The organism is Arthrobacter sp., from assembly GCF_031179385.1.
Lineage (GTDB): Bacteria > Actinomycetota > Actinomycetes > Actinomycetales > Micrococcaceae > Arthrobacter_D.
Genome location: NZ_JAPSHV010000019.1, coordinates 1 through 15,324, shown reverse-complemented (window position 1 = coordinate 15,324; position 15,324 = coordinate 1). Strand labels below are relative to the sequence as shown.

The following is a 15,324-nucleotide window of genomic DNA, read 5'->3' as shown; positions in this document are numbered from 1 at the left end:
GACTTGCTGGGGCTGAACGAGGCAGCGCAGACAATTCTACACACATTTCCGGGTACATTTTTCGCCCCCTCCCTGAGCCGGTTCCGGGACGGGTACGGCGGGCTAGCTTCCGGCCAGCAGATCCTGCGCTGCTGCCCTGCTGGTCTCGGAATCAGGCCCCGGACCAGGCACGAAGATGGTGCTGCGGTAGTACTGCAACTCCCGGATGGAGTCCTTGATGTCACCCAGTGCGCGATGGTTACCGCTCTTCTCCGGCGCCTGGAAGTACGCTCGGGGATACCAGCGGCGAGCCAGTTCCTTGATGGTTGACACGTCGACTACGCGGTAGTGAAGGTGCTCAACCAGGGCAGGCATGTCCCGGGCGAGGAACACCCTGTCCGTGCCCACGGAGTTTCCTCCCAGTTGGGCGCGCCGCGGATCAGGGACGTGCGTCTTGATGTACTCCAGCACCCGGTCCTGCGCTTCCTGCATGGTGACTCCCTGCGGGAGCTCTTCCAGGAGACCGGAGACGGTGTGCATGTTGCGCACGAAATCGCCCATCGATTCCACCGCGCCCGGCGGCGGAGCAATGACGACGTCGACTCCCTCGCCCAGAATGTTCAGTTCGGAGTCGGTGACGATGACCGCCACCTCAATAAGGGCGTCGGTTACGGGATCCAGTCCCGTCATCTCGCAGTCGATCCAAACGATGGGTTCACTTGTTATTGGCACTCGACAAATGTACCGGGTGCTCCATCGGCCCCGACCGGCTCAGGCCCGTGAATGGCTCCACTGGGGCAGGGTGGAATCAGAATCCTCAGCCCTCTGCCGGTTCGCTGGCCCGTTGTCCCGGAGGTACCGCTGGACGGGAAGTTGGCCCGTTTCGGGAGGGCCGAAGGTATCTATCCACCGGCTGTCAGGTTCGACGGCCTCGACCGGTGCCTTTTCCGCCTTTGGCCACGGGAGCGTCTCGGACGCGGTTGGCGTAATCGGCGGCGCAGGCTCTTGCGGTGTCCCGGACGAATCAGGCGCTGGTCTCGAAACCGATGCGGCCAGCCACGAAACGAGGAGGAATCCGCCTGCGAGTGCTGCCGTCACGAACGCAATGGTCAACACGCTTAGCTCGAACACCGCCATGGTGACGCCGGCCGAGAGGGTCACGAACCCACCCCACACCACGACGTCGGACCCTCCGGAACCGTCTATCTCGCGTGCCGGAATCTCCGCCCGGTGGCGCCCCAAAGCCATCAACCGCCCGTCTGTACTCGCAGGAAACTGTCGCCAGTCTATGGCCTGTCTGCCTGCCCGCTCCGCGACGCGCGTCGAAGCCCTGCGAAGGCTGCCGAATGATAAAATCGAGCGACCTCGATCCCTTGCCCCGCCCAAGCCAGACCGACGATCGGACCTGCCTCAATGACCGCCCCTGCGCCTGCCACAGTTGCGACCGCGCGCACAGGGCGCCCTCAGGTCGCGATCATCCAGGGCTTCATCGGCTCCATGCTCATGCTGATCGGCTCGTTCGGCGTGGGGTGGCTCTCCTTGGCTTCTCGCGAACTCCGGCAGGTGCCGGCAATTATTTGGCTACGCTTCGAGCCCGTCGGTGCTGTGATTTCGGTCATCCTGCTCGCCATTGGTGGAATGCTTCTTGTGCGGTCCTGGCTGAGACTTGGCCAGCGTATTGAGAATTGGGGGCCGGAGTCGCGGCGCACCATCCTGGCTGCGACCCTCGCATGGGGCGCACCGATGTGTTTCGCCCTCCCGCTCTTCAGCCGCGACGTTTTCGCGTACATCGCCCAGGGGCAGGTGATGGTTGCCGGTCTGAACCCGTACGAGGACGGCTACTCGCAGATCTCCAACTACCTGCAGATCGGCGCGGACGACCTCTGGGCGCAAAGTCCGACGCCGTATGGGCCGATCTTCCTGTGGCTCGAGGAAATGGTCGTCCGGTTGACCGGAGGGCAACCGGACCTGTCCATACTGCTCTTCCGCCTCATCGCCCTGGTTGGGGTGGCGCTATGCGTTTACTACGTGCCCCGCCTTGCAGAGCTGCACCACGTCAATCCGAACCGGGCGCTCTGGCTTACCGTCGCAAACCCGCTGTTCCTCACCAACTTCATTGCGAGCATCCACAACGATTCTCTGATGTTGGGCCTCGCGGTTGCAGCTCTTTATATTGCGGCCCGTGGGCGGTTCGTGCCGGCGATCCTCCTCGTGACGCTCTCAATCGGTATCAAGCCGATCACCCTGATCTTCCTTCCCTTCATCGGGCTGATGTGGGCGGGACGCGGCGCGAGTTGGTCCCGCAAGGCCATCTACTGGGCGCTGACGGCCGGTATCTCGCTCGGCATCCTATGGATCCTCGGGATGCTGAACGGCTTCGGGTTCGGCTGGGTCGGTGCTCTCAGCACACCGGGCAGCGTATGGATCTGGTACGCGCCGATCGGATTCCTGGGGATGGTCGTGGCGCTCACCGGAGATGCCCTCGGGTTCGAGGGCTGGTCCTGGGCAGAGATCGTTCACAAGGTCGGCACGCTCGCGTCACTGGTCTTCATCACCTGGTTCGTCTTCAAGGGAGAGCACGCACATCTGGTGCGCAGGCTCGCTCTCGCTCTTGCCGCCGTCGTGCTTCTGGCACCGATGATTCAGGCCTGGTACGTCGTGTGGCTGATCCCGTTGTTCGCCGTAACGGGTATCCGGGACGACTGGCAGGTCAAGATTCTTTACTTCCTGGTGTCCTTCTTCATGATCTATGCGATCTCTGATCAGCTCGACATCTTCCCCTATATCGAGCTGAGCCTGCACACCGCCAGGCAGCTCGCCGCAGTACTAGGGGTGGCGTTCGCAACCTACCTCGTGCTGCTTGACCGGAAGACCAGGACGCTTTTCCGGGGCTCGCGTTCAACTGAAAAGGCTCCGCTTACCTGACCAGCCGTTTCTGCGCGAACATGCGAAGGGCGCTCGATGCCGCAATACTGGGGGAATGAGCGAACTGCAGGAAAACGTCATACGGGCGGCCTTCGACATCTCGACGTGGGAACCTGAGTCCTACGAGGTGGACGGCGTGGACAGTGAACTGTCCCGTGTGCGCGCAACGAAGGAGTTTGCCGGCGACATCGAAGGGTCGTCTGTGGCGGAACTGCTTATGGCAGGCAATAATCGGGGAGCCGGGTACGTGGCGTCCGAGGTCTTCACTGGTAGTGTGCTTGGCCGGCGCGGAAGCATGATCGTCCAGCACTGGGGACTTGCGGATGGAACCGCGGCGGCGAGCTCCGGGCACATCATTCCGGGGTCGGGGACCGGTGAGCTCGAAGGAATCGCAGGCCGTGCCGAGTACTCGCAGGACGTTTCCGGCCAGCATTTCCTCGAACTGAGGGTGACATTCTCCGAATGATTCTGGTGCCCCCGGCGCGACTCGAACGCGCAACCTACGGATTAGAAGGCCGTTGCTCTATCCATTGAGCTACGGGGGCGGGGCGGACGGAGTGCCCACACAAGTTTAGCCGTTCCAAGTCTGCGTCATTCCCTCCACAGCTCACAAATTGCGCTGGCGTTCTCCACATACCAGCCGGCGGGCCGCACCCGCTGGCAGCCTCATCAGAGACTGAACGTACCGATGCATCGGCGTCGGTACGTTGAAACCTCTGAAGGGATGATGAATGAGCAACTATGTGACGGTCCGCGGCTTCGTCGGCACCGATGTCAAGTGCACAGTAGCGGGCAGCGGCCTGCCGATCACCAAGTTCAGGCTGGGCAGCTCCGACAGGTACTTCGACAAGAAGACCAACACTTGGGCGGACGGCGACACCAACTGGTACTCGGTCTCCATGTTCCGTCAGCTGGCAACAAACGCAGGAGTGAGTTTTCAGAAGGGCGACCGCATCATCGTGACCGGTAGGCTCCGGGTCCGGAGCTGGGTCAATGAGGAGGGGAAGAGCGGCACCACCGTCGAGATCGATGCTGATTCGGCCGGTCATGATCTGTTGTTCGGGACCGCGAGTTACCGTCGCTCAAGCGCAGATCGGATCGATCCGTCGGGGCTTCAGGCAAGCTCCGATGACGCCTTCACCGGAGTCGACTACGGAACAGGCGAAATCGCTCCAGGTTACGGTCCGCCCGGTACAGGCGCCGAGCACCCGTCAGAGCAGCCGGACCAGGATGCCGATGACGAGGCGCACGTAGAGGAGGAGCTCGCTTCTGCCCCGTTCTAGCGGAGGTCCGGGTTGTGCCGTGTCAGAATTGGGTCATGCGGGGACAGACGGCACAGCGGGACGTGGTCATCAAAGGGACGGTCTCGGCAGGGAGACTTTGCTTCGCCGCCGGCGTCATCATCCTCGGGCTGAGTGGGTGCGGTGCGGCTGCCGGAAGCCCGACTCAGGTTCTCCACGTGGCTCCGGCAGCTCCGACAGCTCCGACAGCATCAAGCCCGGCTCCGGCAGCACAGAAGGCTCCGTCCGAGGCGCCGTCGAACGTCCTGACCGCAGTCACAGAAGCATTGAACTCAGCGGCGGCTCAGACGCCCAAACCCAATGCTGACGCGCTGCGGGCGGCGTTCGGCACGGCGGGAGTCGACCCCGCCGCGGTCGAGGTTTCGATCGACACCACTCCCACTGGTCTGGAAGTTGATGCGATGACCGCAGCCGCCCCCGTCGGAGACTCCTGCATCTTCGGACACGTGCGTGACGGAGTCGCGACCGTGACGCAACTTCCGGTTCTGGCAGACGGGCGATGCTTCATCGGAGACCAGCGCTAGCGGTCCTGCCGGTGAGCGCAGACCCGAGAATATGTTCTGGGGGTCACCACGCACTAGCCTTGGACTATGGCGGAATTTATCTACACGATGACCAAGGCCCGTAAGGCTGTTGGCGACAAAGTAATTCTCGACGACGTAAGCATGTCCTTCTTCCCGGGCGCCAAGATCGGTGTGGTGGGGCCCAACGGTGCGGGTAAATCCACCATCCTCAAGATCATGGCGGGGCTGGACACTCCATCCAACGGTGAGGCCCGGCTCAGCCCCGGCTACACCGTGGGCATCCTCCTGCAGGAGCCGCCCCTGAACGAGGAAAAAACCGTTCTCGGCAACGTTCAGGAGGGCGTCGGCGAGATTTACGGCAAGATCCAGCGCTTCAATGAGATCTCCGAAGAGATGGCTAATCCTGACGCAGACTATGACAGGCTGCTCGACGAGATGGGCAAGCTGCAGGAGGCCATCGACGCCGCTGATGCCTGGGACATCGACTCCCAGCTGGAACAGGCGATGGACGCCCTGCGTTGCCCGCCGCCGGAGGCCGACGTGACGGTGCTTTCCGGTGGAGAACGGCGTCGGGTCGCTCTGTGCAAGCTGCTGCTCCAGAAGCCTGACCTGCTGCTCCTCGACGAGCCCACCAACCACCTCGACGCCGAAAGCGTGCTCTGGCTGGAACAGCACCTCTCCGCCTACCCCGGTGCAGTGCTGGCAGTAACCCACGATCGCTACTTCCTCGATCACGTCGCCGAGTGGATCGCCGAAGTGGACCGCGGACACCTCTACCCGTACGAGGGCAACTACTCGACGTACCTCGAGAAGAAGCGCGCGCGCCTCGAGATCCAGGGCAAGAAGGACCAGAAGCTATCCAAGAGGCTCTCCGAAGAGCTCGAATGGGTACGCTCAAATGCAAAGGGCCGCCAGACCAAGTCGAAGGCGCGACTCGCACGGTACGAGGAGATGGCATCCGAAGCCGAGCGCACCAGGAAGCTCGACTTCGAAGAGATCCAGATCCCGCCGGGCCCCCGCCTGGGCAGCCAGGTGATCGAGGCTCACGACCTGCGCAAGGGCTACGACGACCGCATTCTCATCGACGGGTTGTCCTTCTCGCTTCCCCGCAACGGCATCGTCGGCGTCATCGGTCCGAACGGCGTCGGAAAGACCACGCTCTTCAAGACGATCGTCGGCATGGAGCCGTTGGATGACGGCGAGCTGAGGATCGGCGAATCGGTCAAGATCTCCTACGTCGACCAGTCCCGAGGTGGCATCGATCCCAACAAGTCGCTCTGGGAAGTGGTTTCGGACGGTCTCGATTACATCCAGGTCGGCCAGGTTGAGATGCCGTCGCGCGCGTACGTCTCCGCCTTCGGCTTCAAGGGCCCGGACCAGCAGAAGAAGGCTGGAGTGCTCTCGGGCGGTGAACGGAACCGCCTGAACCTGGCACTGACGCTCAAGCAGGGCGGCAACCTTCTGCTGCTCGATGAGCCCACCAACGACCTCGACGTTGAAACCCTGTCCAGCCTCGAGAACGCGCTGCTTGAGTTCCCCGGCTGCGCTGTCGTGGTCTCGCACGATCGCTGGTTCCTCGACCGGGTGGCCACCCACATCCTCTCCTACGAAGGCACGGAGGAGGACCCAGCCAACTGGTACTGGTTCGAGGGCAACTTCGAAGCCTACGAGGAGAACAAGGTTGAACGGCTCGGCCCCGAAGCTGCGAAGCCTCACCGCGTGACCCACCGCCGCCTGACCCGCGACTAGTCCGGGCGGCAGCTGTAGGTACCGGCCAATAGGTCATCGAAGGAGGGAGGGAGCGTGCATCGAGCACGCTCCCTCCTTCATTTGCGGAAGCGGACCTCAGGCCTTCCAGCGACGCATCTTCTGGTCCATGAGCTTCTTCTGCACAGCACCTTCCAGGCGGCTGCCGGCGTCGTCGGGCACCCGGACCATCCCCTCCTGTGCGACGGTAGCCACCAGTTCACCTGCCCTGTTGTAAATCTTTCCCAGCGCCAATCCGCGTGCCCCCGACGCACTGGGTGAGGCCTGCACGTAGAGCAGCCACTCATCAACCTGTACGGGGCGGTGCCACCACATGGCGTGGTCAAGGCTGGCCACGCTCATCCCCGGATGGATCCAGGTGAGTCCGTGCGGGCGCAGGATCGACTCGAGCAGCGTGTAGTCGCTGGCATAGGCGAGGGCCGCCTGATGTAGCGCCGGGTCTGCTGGCATCGAGCCGAAGGTCTTCATCCAGACGGCGTTCACCGGCTCTTTGGACCCCGTGTTCTCCACGTAGAGAGGTGAGTCGATGTGTCGGATGTCGAACGGGCGGTCGTAGGCCCACGCTTTCGCCACCGGGTGGTCGAAACGGCCGAGGAGGTCTGCGGTGGAAGGCAAGGACTCGGGCTCGGGAAGGTCCACCGGCATCGGCTCCTGGTGTGTGATCCCGTCGTCCGGTTGCTGGAAAGAGGCGATCATGGACAGGATCGGTACGCCGTTCTGGTAGGCGTGGACGCGTCGGGCGGAGAATGAGCGCCCGTCCCGCAGTCGCTGCACCCCGAAAGTGATGGGGAGTTCGGCGTCGCCTGCGCGGAGGAAGTACCCGTGCATCGAATGGACGTACCGCTCGGACTCAACGGTCCGGATGGCGGCGACCAGAGCCTGCGCCAGGACCTGTCCTCCGAAGACCCGCTTGCCCGGCTGCTTCACGGGCGTCGCTACATAGATCTCCTCGTCCGTTTGTGCCCCGGCCGCGCTGTCCAGGTCAAGCAGTCGGACGAGGGCAGCGGTGGGATCCTGCACGGGTTCGGCGGACATGGTGATGTGGAGCTCCTTGATGCGCGGGGACGGGCCTGTTCAGCTCCCGTGCGGCGCGTAACCAGGGGAACCATCACCGACATTAGACTGCGCGGCGAGCCGCCTCAACTGGCTGGGAGCCATCAGGAGCCGCGCTCGCCGGTAGGGGCCCGCCGGAAAGTCACGGGAATGGAAGCGGCCGACGTGCAGGTGAGAGGATTGCACCATGTCCCACCCCTCCACGATGTCCCGTGAACTGACACTGGCCGAACCACAGATAGTGCACGATCTGCGCACATTCGTAGGACGTGCGCGTGCAGCCCAGGACGGGGCAGTGCGGCTTCAGGCCGTGGGCGGGGTGCTGGCAGCATATGTCTGCATCCTCGGTCCACGCATCCTCGGAGAGAACCTGCCGACTGTGCTCGGCCTGCGTACCATGCCTCTTCGGGAACCCGCCCAGCTGGACACCACCGTGGCGTTGGCATCGGTCTCCGACCGGCTTGCGCGCATGGGGGATGACGACGTCGTCCTACCGGTGCCGCCGGTGACCGTCACCGAGATCTGGGCAGGAGTTCTGCCTCCGCGGGCTGGCTGGGAGCAGCAGGGAACCGTTTCGTCCGACGCATTACTCACCGCGGCTTCGGACGGCATCCGCGAGATCGCGGAGGCGGTACCGCAATCGCCCGGAGCGATCGTTGTCAACAACGCCCGGGGGGTCGTGTGGGCCCGACCGATCGAGCAGGCGCCCGCGGAGCTGCCCGCAGGCGCTGCTTTCGGAGCTTTCGCGCTGGGATTCCTGGTTCCCGGAAAGCAGGCCGCCGTATTCACGAATGGCCGCTGGACCCGGCTCACCACGGACACCGGTCACGTCCTTGTCCGGCGGGCTGCGGTTCTCTAACCCTAAACCGCACCAGCCTGGCGAGGCGGACCGCTGAGGGCGTCAGGCGGAGTTCACCATGGAGTGTGCGGCGCGTTCCAAATAGTCCCACAACGTCGCCTCGTGCAGGGGCGAGAGTTCCAGGGAGTCCACGGCGTCGCGCATGTGCTTCAGCCAGCGGTCGCGGGCTGCTGGAGTGACCTGGAACGGCTGGTGACGCATACGCAAGCGGGGGTGTCCGCGGGTCTCGCCGTACGTTTTGGGTCCACCCCAGTACTGTTCCAGGAAAAGCAGCAGGCGCTCCTTGGCGGGGCCAAGATCCTCTTCCGGGTACATGGGGCGGAGGAGCACATCTGTTGCCACACCGTCGTAGAACACGTCGACCAGGCGAACGAACGTGCCGTGCCCACCTACGGCTTCATAGAAATTGTCAGTGTAGGAAGGCTGATCGAATCGCGGGCCAACAGGAGTTAGACGCGCGATAGGCTCGCCGAAGCGCGACGGGATGGGGATAGGGCCGGGTGTTTCACTGCTCATTGGCTTTTTCCGCCTTTTCGTCGTCGGTGGCAGGAGGGACGTAGTTTCCCTGCGATCGGTTGCCTACCTTCATGATGTCACCGTTGCGGATGTACCAGATTGCGCCGTTCTCATCCACCATGCGGGTGATCCGGAGGCCCACGGACTGCACTACACCCACTGTGTCGCCGACTTCAATGACGTCACCGATGCCGTACTGGTCCTCGATCGTGATGAAGAACCCGAGAAACGCGTCCCGAATCACTTCCCGGGCACCGAAACCGATCGCAATACCGACAATCCCGACACTCGCAAGGATGGGGCCGATGTTGACTCCGAGCTGTTCGATAGCGGTCATGATCGCGATGATGGCGATGGTGACGGCCGTCGTACTTCGCAGCAACGCCCCGATTGTCTCAGCGCGCTGCATTCGGCGCTTGTGATCAAGCGTGCGGAGAACCGGCTGTGCCCACCGGAAGTGCGGCTTCTTGAACATCTCGTACCCGTTTTGAACGCGGCGTACCATGCGGTTGATCAGCATTCGCAGGAACAACCACAGGATGAGGGCGGCCAGCAGTATCAGTGCGGCGGCGATGATGTTACCGCCGTAACCGAGCTGGTCAAGGAACTGCATGCGAAAAACCTTTCTTAGGGGGCACTCGCGGTCCGGGAAGTTCACGGCACAGGCGGCCACGGCACAGGGAGCAGGTCAAGATTACCGTCGTAGGCTGGGCGCAATCGCATTCTGGTGCTCGGCGGCACCGTTTCCCCTCCCGCGCTGTCGCCCGCCCCGCTCCTGCATGCGTACGACGACGCTGGACCCGCGCCGCTGGAACAGTACCGGCAGGCGAAGGTCGCTGGGGACTGGTGCCGTGTGCGCTGTGGAGGAGACCATTCGCGGAATGCTGGAGGACGAGCTCGTAGGCGGAGTGCAGCGTCAGCGGCGCTCCGGGCTGTGAGCGACCACGGGCTGAATTTGCTCAGGCTGTGGTTTTCTCGCGGGACGGCTGGCTGAGCGGTCCCGCGGTACCCCCTACCATCACCACCGGCTCATGCTGGACGGGGAAGTTGACCGATCTGCCGATGAAGCAGGCCCTAGCGGCGTCGGCATGAATGGACTGGGCCGTATGCTTCGCCGCGCTATCAGTGATAGTTACCCGCGGCTTCAGCGTCACCCTCGTGAATTCGCCGCTGCCATCCGGGTTGAGGCGCATGGTGCCCTCGGCGGCGTCTTCGTAGGCAGTGACAACGACGCCGTTCTTCACCGCCATGTGAAGGTAGGAAAGCATATGGCACTGGGAGAGCGCTGCCAGCAGAAGCTGCTCTGGGTTCCAGTGGTCCGGGGAGCCATGGAAAGTCGGGTCGGCTGATCCGAGGATGACCGGCACACCGTCGGAGGACACCTCGTGGTCACGGGAGTAGGACCGGTATGCCGAGGTGCCTTCTCCACGGTTGCCGGTCCACACCACACGTACAAGATAGTGATGCTCGGAAAGATTCATAGGCACAAAGTACACCCGATGGCCCGGAACCGCAGAAGGGCGGCTGCTTGCCATCGGGTGCACGGAAAACGCTACTTGTCAGCTGCCTGGGCCCTCAATGCGCGTGCAACCCCGTCGCGATTCTCCAGCGTGAGACGACGAAGGGAGGCAAGATCCGAATCGAGCGTGCCAAGGAATTCATCGGTCGCATCGAGCGTCGCTTGTGTCGTCAGGCGTGAGGGGTAGAGGCCCACGATGATCTGCTGGGCGATTTCATGGGTCCGGCTCGCCCAGACATCCTTCGCTGCAGCAAAGTATTTGGCGGCGAACGGCTCGAGCAGGGCAGTGTCGTGCACACGGGTGAACCCTGCAATCGCTGAACGCTGCGCCGCATTCGGCATGTCCGAGCGATCAACGATTGCGGCCCACGCCTGCTGCTTCGCCTCGGGCGTTGGAATGGCCGCCTTTGCCTGGGCGGCCGCAAGCGCGCCCGTGGCGGTGGCGTCCCGCTCGAGTTCAGCATCGATGTCCGGCTGAGCCTTGCGTCCGCCTACGACGAGACTGGTCAACAGCTCCCAACGCAGGTCCGCGTCGACGGTCAGCCCTGCAGGCGCCCCCGACTCATCGAGGATTCCTTCGACGATGTCGAGCTGGGGATCGGTCTGCGCGTGTACGGCGAACGCCTTCACAAACTGCAGCTGGGAGTCTGAACCGGCCTCCGCACCCTGCGCCAACTCCCACAGGCTGTCCGCGGCTGCGATTTCCATTGCCTGCCGGTCCTCGGGATTCACATAGAAGAACAACGTGGTAGCCAGCTGCCGGAGAAGTACAAGAACGACGGACGAATCCGATTCCGAAGCGATGTTCTGAAGGATCAGCTCAACATAGTTGCGCGCAGGAGTTTCACCGTCGCGTGCGGCATCCCACGCGGAAGCCCACACAAGCGTCCGGGGCAAAGATTCGCGGAAATCCCTGAGCGATCGGGTCGCGGTCCGCAGCGACTGGTCGTCCAGTCGGATTTTGGCGTAGGCCAGGTCATCGTCATTGAGCAGCACCAGGTCCGGCCGCTCCAGACCGACGAGCTCTCCAACCTCGGTGCGCTCTCCGGCAATATCAAGCTCCACCCGGTGCGACCGCTCGAGCTGGCCGGTCTCTGACCGGTTGTAGAAACCAATCGCGAGGCGGTGGGAACGGATCGTGGGGTAGTCCTCGACCGCCGTCTGCTGGACAACGAACGAGGTAATGACGCCGTCGTCGTCGGAACTGATCTCTGGACGGAGGGTGTTCACACCGGCAGTCTCCAGCCACTGGGCGGACCATTCGCCAAGGTCGCGGCCACTTGCCCTCTCCAACTCAACCAGCAGGTCGGAGAGCTCGGTGTTGGACCAGGCGTGCTTGCCGAAGTACTCCCGCACACCCTGCATGAACTTGTCCTGGCCCACCCAAGCCACCAGTTGCTTGAGGACTGATGCGCCCTTGGCGTACGTGATCCCGTCGAAGTTGACCTGCACGTCCTCCAGGTCATTGATGGGAGCAACGATGGGGTGGGTTGAGGGCAGCTGGTCCTGACGGTAGGCCCACGCCTTCTCAAGCGAGGCGAAAGTAGTCCACGACTGCGTGAACTTCGTTGCCTCCGCCGATGCGAGGGTGGACATGAACTCGGCGAAGGACTCGTTCAGCCAGAGATCGTTCCACCAGCGCATGGTCACAAGGTCGCCGAACCACATGTGCGCCAGCTCGTGCAGGATGGTGATCGCCCGGCGCTCGATGGTGGCTTCGGTGACCCGGGATCGGAAGACGTAGCTTTCGAGGAAGGTTACTGCGCCGGCATTCTCCATCGCTCCGGCGTTGAACTCGGGCACGAAGAGCTGGTCATACTTCTCAAAGGGGTACGGGGTGCCGAACTGTGCCTCAAAGAACTCGAATCCCTGGCGGGTCAGTTCGAACACATTCTCGGCGTCCAGATGCTGCATCAGTGACTTCCGGGCGAAAACGCCCAGCGGAATGGTGCGGCCATCGGAGCTCGTCAGTTCGCTGCGCACGGACTGGTACGGCCCGGCAATCAGCGCGGTGACGTACGAGGACAGCACGGGTGTCGGTTCGAATGCCCACGTGGAGCGAGCTCCGCCGTCGTCCGCTGAACCGGCCTGCACGGGCTCAGGGGTCGGCGAATTGGAGATGACATCCCAGTGGGACGGCGCTGTCACGGTGAAGCGGAACGTGGCCTTCAGATCCGGCTGTTCGAAGACAGCGAAAACGCGTCGGGAATCGGGAACCTCGAACTGCGTATAGAGGTAGACCTCGTTGTCCACGGGATCAACGAACCGGTGGAGGCCCTCGCCGGTGTTCATGTACAGCATGTCGGCATCCACAACCAGCTCGTTGGAGGTGGCGAGGTTGTCCAGGCGGATACGCACACCGTCGGCCACATCTGTGACGTCAAGGTCCACACCGTTAAGCGTCACCCGGTGCACGGCAGAGGTAACAGCGTCAATGAAGGTGGACGCACCCTGCTCGGCGTCGAAGGAGACCACGGTGGTCGATCGGAAAACCGAGCCCCCGCGGGTCAGGTCGAGATTGATGACGTAGCTGTGGACGCTGACTGTGGCCGCCCGCTGGCGTGCTTCGTCCCGCGTCAGGTTCATACCTGGCAAGGTGATGCCTCCGAGAGTAAGGAGTGGACTGACCGCGCTGTAACACGGTGTGATCCACCTTACGCAGAACTTAGATCCTTCACCATTTCGCCTTTTCCGCGCCAATTCCTCAGGGGCATTCGCCTGAACGCCGAGCTCAACCTGTTCACAAGGTCGTCTCCTTACCGTTGCACCAGCACGACAGTCGTGCGACGCCTCGCCACCAGTGGCGATTCGGTTGATGCGGCTGTCCGGACTGCATAGGAGTGTGAACATGTCCGCGAGATGGAGCACTACAAGGGCCACCGCTATTGCGTCGGCGCTCGCGATCGGCGGGAGCGCGATGGTTGCTATGCCCGCGATCGCCGCGCCGGGTGAGGCGAATGCGTCGGCTGTGAAGATGCAACTCTCCCTGGAACTCGGTGGTACAGCCGTGCTGGAGGTCGATGCAGCCGCAGCAACGAAAGGACCACCCGGGGGGGAGCTGTTGATCCCCGACCTTTCAGCTCACTTCGGCACGCTCAAGGGCGCCGCTGCAGCTGGCGTCGCAACGCTCGACACGGTGTCAGGCGAGGGTGGTAGCAGCAGTTCCGCGCTTGTCGAGGACCTTTCCGTATCTGTTCTCGGCGTGAGCGCCGTGTCGGCACAACAGGTGTCTTCGTCCGCCGATTGCATTTCCGGCGCGCTTCCGGAGGCTGAGACTGACGCGCAGGGCGTGACAGTGCTGGGCACCGAAGTCGATCCGACAGGCATCCCTGCTGAAGGCCTTGAACTGAAGGCCTCGGCAACTGTCCCGGGGATGACCCGCGCAGACGTGATCGCGAAGGTCCGCCCTGGTAGCACAAGCTCCAACGCGTCATCAGCGAAGGTGAACGGTCTCTCCGTCAATCTCCTGCTCAAGGGCAAAGTGACGGAAGTAGGCGAAATTGCCTCCATCTGGCTGGGCAGGATTTCGATCGGTGACGTCAGCTGCGAGCGCGTGGACCGGCCCGCTGCTCCGTCGGCCGAGGAGCTGACGCCGGCTGACGGCGTGACAACGGGCGGCGACACTGTGACGATGCATGGGTCCGGCTTCACGGCGGATACAACGGTGAGCGTCGGAGGGAAGGCAGCGGGCGACGTCGTCGTTCTGTCGGATACGGAACTGAGCTTCGAGACGCCGGCCAACGTCGCCGGCCCTGCGGCTGTGACAGCGACAACTCCCTCGGGCACGACCAACGCACTTGAGTTCATCTATAACGAACCTGCCCCGGAGGCGCCGGAGGTCGACGAACTCGACCCGGATGAAGTTGCAGCTACGGGAGGTAAAGAGGTCTGGGTCTTTGGCTCCGGCTTCATCAGCGGCCGCACCAGCGTCACGATCGGCGACAAGGTCATTTCACCCTCCGACGTTGAAGTGATGAACACCGGCACCCTCATCATCAAGGCTCCGGCGCATCCCGCCGGCACCGTCCCGGTGAGCGTCACCACGCCGGTCGGCACCAGCGGCTCCATGGAACTCACGTACCTGGCGGTCACCGTGCCACCGACCATCACATCTGTTTCCCCGAACTCCGGCCCGCTGGAGGGCAACAACGTCGTGACGCTAAGGGGCACCGGCTTTGTTCCGGGGGCCACTTCAGTGACTATGGATACCGCCTCATTCCTGGACGATGACGTCACTGTTATCTCCGACACCGAACTCTCCTTCCTGGCTCCCGCCGGGACGGAAGGCCCGGTCACCATTTTCATTACGACGGCGGCAGGTCCCTCCAACGAGGTCACATACACGTACAGCGCGACCGCCGTCCCGACGGCGCCGACCGCCGTGTCGCTGACGCCCAGCTCCGGTCCGGCGGCAGGCGGGACACCAGTCACGGTTGTGGGAGATGGTTTCCTGCCCGGGGAGACCTCCGTGACGATCGGCGGAGTGAACATTCCGGTAGAGAGCGTCACCGTAACGTCGGCGACCGAACTCTCCTTCATTGCTCCAGAGCATGCTTCCGGAAACGCGGACGTGGCGATCACGACACCGCATGGCACCTCCAACGCGCTGAGTTACTCCTACGAACCTGCGCCGCAGCCCTCTGTTGCCATCCAGGGACATGACTTCTCCGGTGACGGGAACCCAGATGTTCTGGCGCGGGATAGCAAAGGCAACCTGTGGCTGTACTCGGGTAACGGTACCGGTGGGTGGCTGAAGAAGACTGCGGCCGGCACGGGCTGGAACTCGATGACCAGCATCGTCGCTCCCGGTGACTTCGACGGCGACAAGAAGGTTGACCTGCTGGCGCGGGATAGCAAAGGCAACCTGTGGCTGTACTCGGG

The 15,324-nt window shown here is 63.1% G+C and carries 15 protein-coding genes and 1 tRNA gene; 7 read left to right on the top strand and 9 right to left on the bottom strand.

Annotated features, from left to right (window positions below; translation table 11 throughout):
* Window positions 1-102: 102 nt before the first annotated feature.
* Window positions 103-711, bottom strand: coding sequence for an oligoribonuclease (gene orn / locus RIF85_RS05045; protein ID WP_309070822.1), 609 nt, complete (start codon window positions 709-711; stop codon window positions 103-105).
* A gap of 39 nt (window positions 712-750) precedes the next feature.
* A complete protein-coding gene (locus RIF85_RS05040) occupies window positions 751-1,227 on the bottom strand; it encodes a hypothetical protein (RefSeq protein WP_309070821.1) in 477 nt (158 codons plus the stop codon).
* A 165-nt stretch (window positions 1,228-1,392) separates the two neighbouring features.
* Between RIF85_RS05040 and mptB the strand changes: the two genes are divergently transcribed.
* On the top strand, window positions 1,393-2,904 hold the full coding sequence (gene mptB / locus RIF85_RS05035) for a polyprenol phosphomannose-dependent alpha 1,6 mannosyltransferase MptB (RefSeq protein WP_309070820.1): 1,512 nt from the start codon (window positions 1,393-1,395) through the stop codon (window positions 2,902-2,904).
* Window positions 2,905-2,959: 55 nt separating this feature from the next.
* Window positions 2,960-3,370 (top strand): DUF3224 domain-containing protein, encoded by a 411-nt coding sequence (locus tag RIF85_RS05030; RefSeq protein ID WP_309070819.1) that lies wholly within the window; start codon window positions 2,960-2,962, stop codon window positions 3,368-3,370.
* Window positions 3,371-3,373: 3 nt separating this feature from the next.
* Here the strand turns inward: RIF85_RS05030 and RIF85_RS05025 are convergent.
* Window positions 3,374-3,449: transfer RNA gene (locus RIF85_RS05025), tRNA-Arg, on the bottom strand.
* A gap of 186 nt (window positions 3,450-3,635) precedes the next feature.
* Here RIF85_RS05025 and RIF85_RS05020 point away from each other — a divergent pair.
* The 3 genes from RIF85_RS05020 to ettA all read left to right on the top strand — a co-directional run bounded on the left by RIF85_RS05020 (window position 3,636) and on the right by ettA (window position 6,478).
* Entirely contained in the window at window positions 3,636-4,187 is a 552-nt protein-coding gene (locus tag RIF85_RS05020) for a single-stranded DNA-binding protein (protein WP_309070818.1), read from the top strand.
* Between the two features lie 35 nt (window positions 4,188-4,222).
* A complete protein-coding gene (locus RIF85_RS05015) occupies window positions 4,223-4,729 on the top strand; it encodes a DUF6993 domain-containing protein (protein WP_309070817.1) in 507 nt (168 codons plus the stop codon).
* Between the two features lie 66 nt (window positions 4,730-4,795).
* Window positions 4,796-6,478: an energy-dependent translational throttle protein EttA gene (gene ettA / locus RIF85_RS05010; protein WP_309070816.1), complete on the top strand. Its 1,683-nt coding sequence runs from the start codon at window positions 4,796-4,798 to the stop codon at window positions 6,476-6,478.
* Between the two features lie 96 nt (window positions 6,479-6,574).
* Here ettA and RIF85_RS05005 read toward each other — a convergent pair whose 3' ends face one another.
* Entirely contained in the window at window positions 6,575-7,531 is a 957-nt protein-coding gene (locus tag RIF85_RS05005; protein ID WP_309070815.1) for an acyl-CoA thioesterase II, read from the bottom strand.
* 205 nt (window positions 7,532-7,736) lie between these two features.
* Here RIF85_RS05005 and RIF85_RS05000 point away from each other — a divergent pair, with 205 nt between their 5' ends.
* On the top strand, window positions 7,737-8,408 hold the full coding sequence (locus tag RIF85_RS05000; RefSeq protein ID WP_309070814.1) for a hypothetical protein: 672 nt from the start codon (window positions 7,737-7,739) through the stop codon (window positions 8,406-8,408).
* A gap of 42 nt (window positions 8,409-8,450) precedes the next feature.
* Here RIF85_RS05000 and RIF85_RS04995 read toward each other — a convergent pair whose 3' ends face one another.
* The 5 genes from RIF85_RS04995 to pepN form a co-directional block, all read right to left on the bottom strand.
* Complete coding sequence (locus tag RIF85_RS04995; protein ID WP_309070813.1) at window positions 8,451-8,924, bottom strand: globin; 474 nt, start codon at window positions 8,922-8,924, stop codon at window positions 8,451-8,453.
* The gene (locus RIF85_RS04990; protein WP_309070812.1) at window positions 8,914-9,537 is read right to left on the bottom strand and encodes a mechanosensitive ion channel domain-containing protein; all 624 of its coding nucleotides are present in this window, start codon (window positions 9,535-9,537) and stop codon (window positions 8,914-8,916) included. Before RIF85_RS04990 ends, RIF85_RS04995 begins: the two co-directional genes overlap by 11 nt.
* An 81-nt stretch (window positions 9,538-9,618) precedes the next feature.
* Window positions 9,619-9,798: a hypothetical protein gene (locus RIF85_RS04985; protein WP_309070811.1), complete on the bottom strand. Its 180-nt coding sequence runs from the start codon at window positions 9,796-9,798 to the stop codon at window positions 9,619-9,621.
* Between the two features lie 85 nt (window positions 9,799-9,883).
* Window positions 9,884-10,405: an OsmC family protein gene (locus RIF85_RS04980; protein WP_309070810.1), complete on the bottom strand. Its 522-nt coding sequence runs from the start codon at window positions 10,403-10,405 to the stop codon at window positions 9,884-9,886.
* 71 nt (window positions 10,406-10,476) lie between these two features.
* Window positions 10,477-13,029, bottom strand: a complete 2,553-nt coding sequence (gene pepN, locus RIF85_RS04975; protein ID WP_309070809.1) for an aminopeptidase N — start codon at window positions 13,027-13,029, stop codon at window positions 10,477-10,479.
* A gap of 262 nt (window positions 13,030-13,291) precedes the next feature.
* Between pepN and RIF85_RS04970 the strand changes: the two genes are divergently transcribed.
* Window positions 13,292-15,324 (top strand): IPT/TIG domain-containing protein (locus RIF85_RS04970; RefSeq protein WP_309070808.1); only part of this gene is annotated, 2,033 nt, incomplete at its 3' end.

What these genes read in the sequence shown, in the direction of transcription:
- RIF85_RS05040 (WP_309070821.1), bottom strand. Translation starts at nt 1,227, where the DNA reads ATGGCTTTGGGGCGCCACCGGGCGGAGATTCCGGCACGCGAGATAGAC.
- mptB (WP_309070820.1), top strand. Translation starts at nt 1,393, where the DNA reads ATGACCGCCCCTGCGCCTGCCACAGTTGCGACCGCGCGCACAGGGCGC.
- RIF85_RS05030 (WP_309070819.1), top strand. Translation starts at nt 2,960, where the DNA reads ATGAGCGAACTGCAGGAAAACGTCATACGGGCGGCCTTCGACATCTCG.
- RIF85_RS05020 (WP_309070818.1), top strand. Translation starts at nt 3,636, where the DNA reads ATGAGCAACTATGTGACGGTCCGCGGCTTCGTCGGCACCGATGTCAAG.
- RIF85_RS05015 (WP_309070817.1), top strand. Translation starts at nt 4,223, where the DNA reads ATGCGGGGACAGACGGCACAGCGGGACGTGGTCATCAAAGGGACGGTC.
- ettA (WP_309070816.1), top strand. Translation starts at nt 4,796, where the DNA reads ATGGCGGAATTTATCTACACGATGACCAAGGCCCGTAAGGCTGTTGGC.
- RIF85_RS05005 (WP_309070815.1), bottom strand. Translation starts at nt 7,531, where the DNA reads ATGTCCGCCGAACCCGTGCAGGATCCCACCGCTGCCCTCGTCCGACTG.
- RIF85_RS05000 (WP_309070814.1), top strand. Translation starts at nt 7,737, where the DNA reads ATGTCCCACCCCTCCACGATGTCCCGTGAACTGACACTGGCCGAACCA.
- RIF85_RS04995 (WP_309070813.1), bottom strand. Translation starts at nt 8,924, where the DNA reads ATGAGCAGTGAAACACCCGGCCCTATCCCCATCCCGTCGCGCTTCGGC.
- RIF85_RS04990 (WP_309070812.1), bottom strand. Translation starts at nt 9,537, where the DNA reads ATGCAGTTCCTTGACCAGCTCGGTTACGGCGGTAACATCATCGCCGCC.
- RIF85_RS04985 (WP_309070811.1), bottom strand. Translation starts at nt 9,798, where the DNA reads ATGGTCTCCTCCACAGCGCACACGGCACCAGTCCCCAGCGACCTTCGC.
- RIF85_RS04980 (WP_309070810.1), bottom strand. Translation starts at nt 10,405, where the DNA reads ATGAATCTTTCCGAGCATCACTATCTTGTACGTGTGGTGTGGACCGGC.
- pepN (WP_309070809.1), bottom strand. Translation starts at nt 13,029, where the DNA reads ATGAACCTGACGCGGGACGAAGCACGCCAGCGGGCGGCCACAGTCAGC.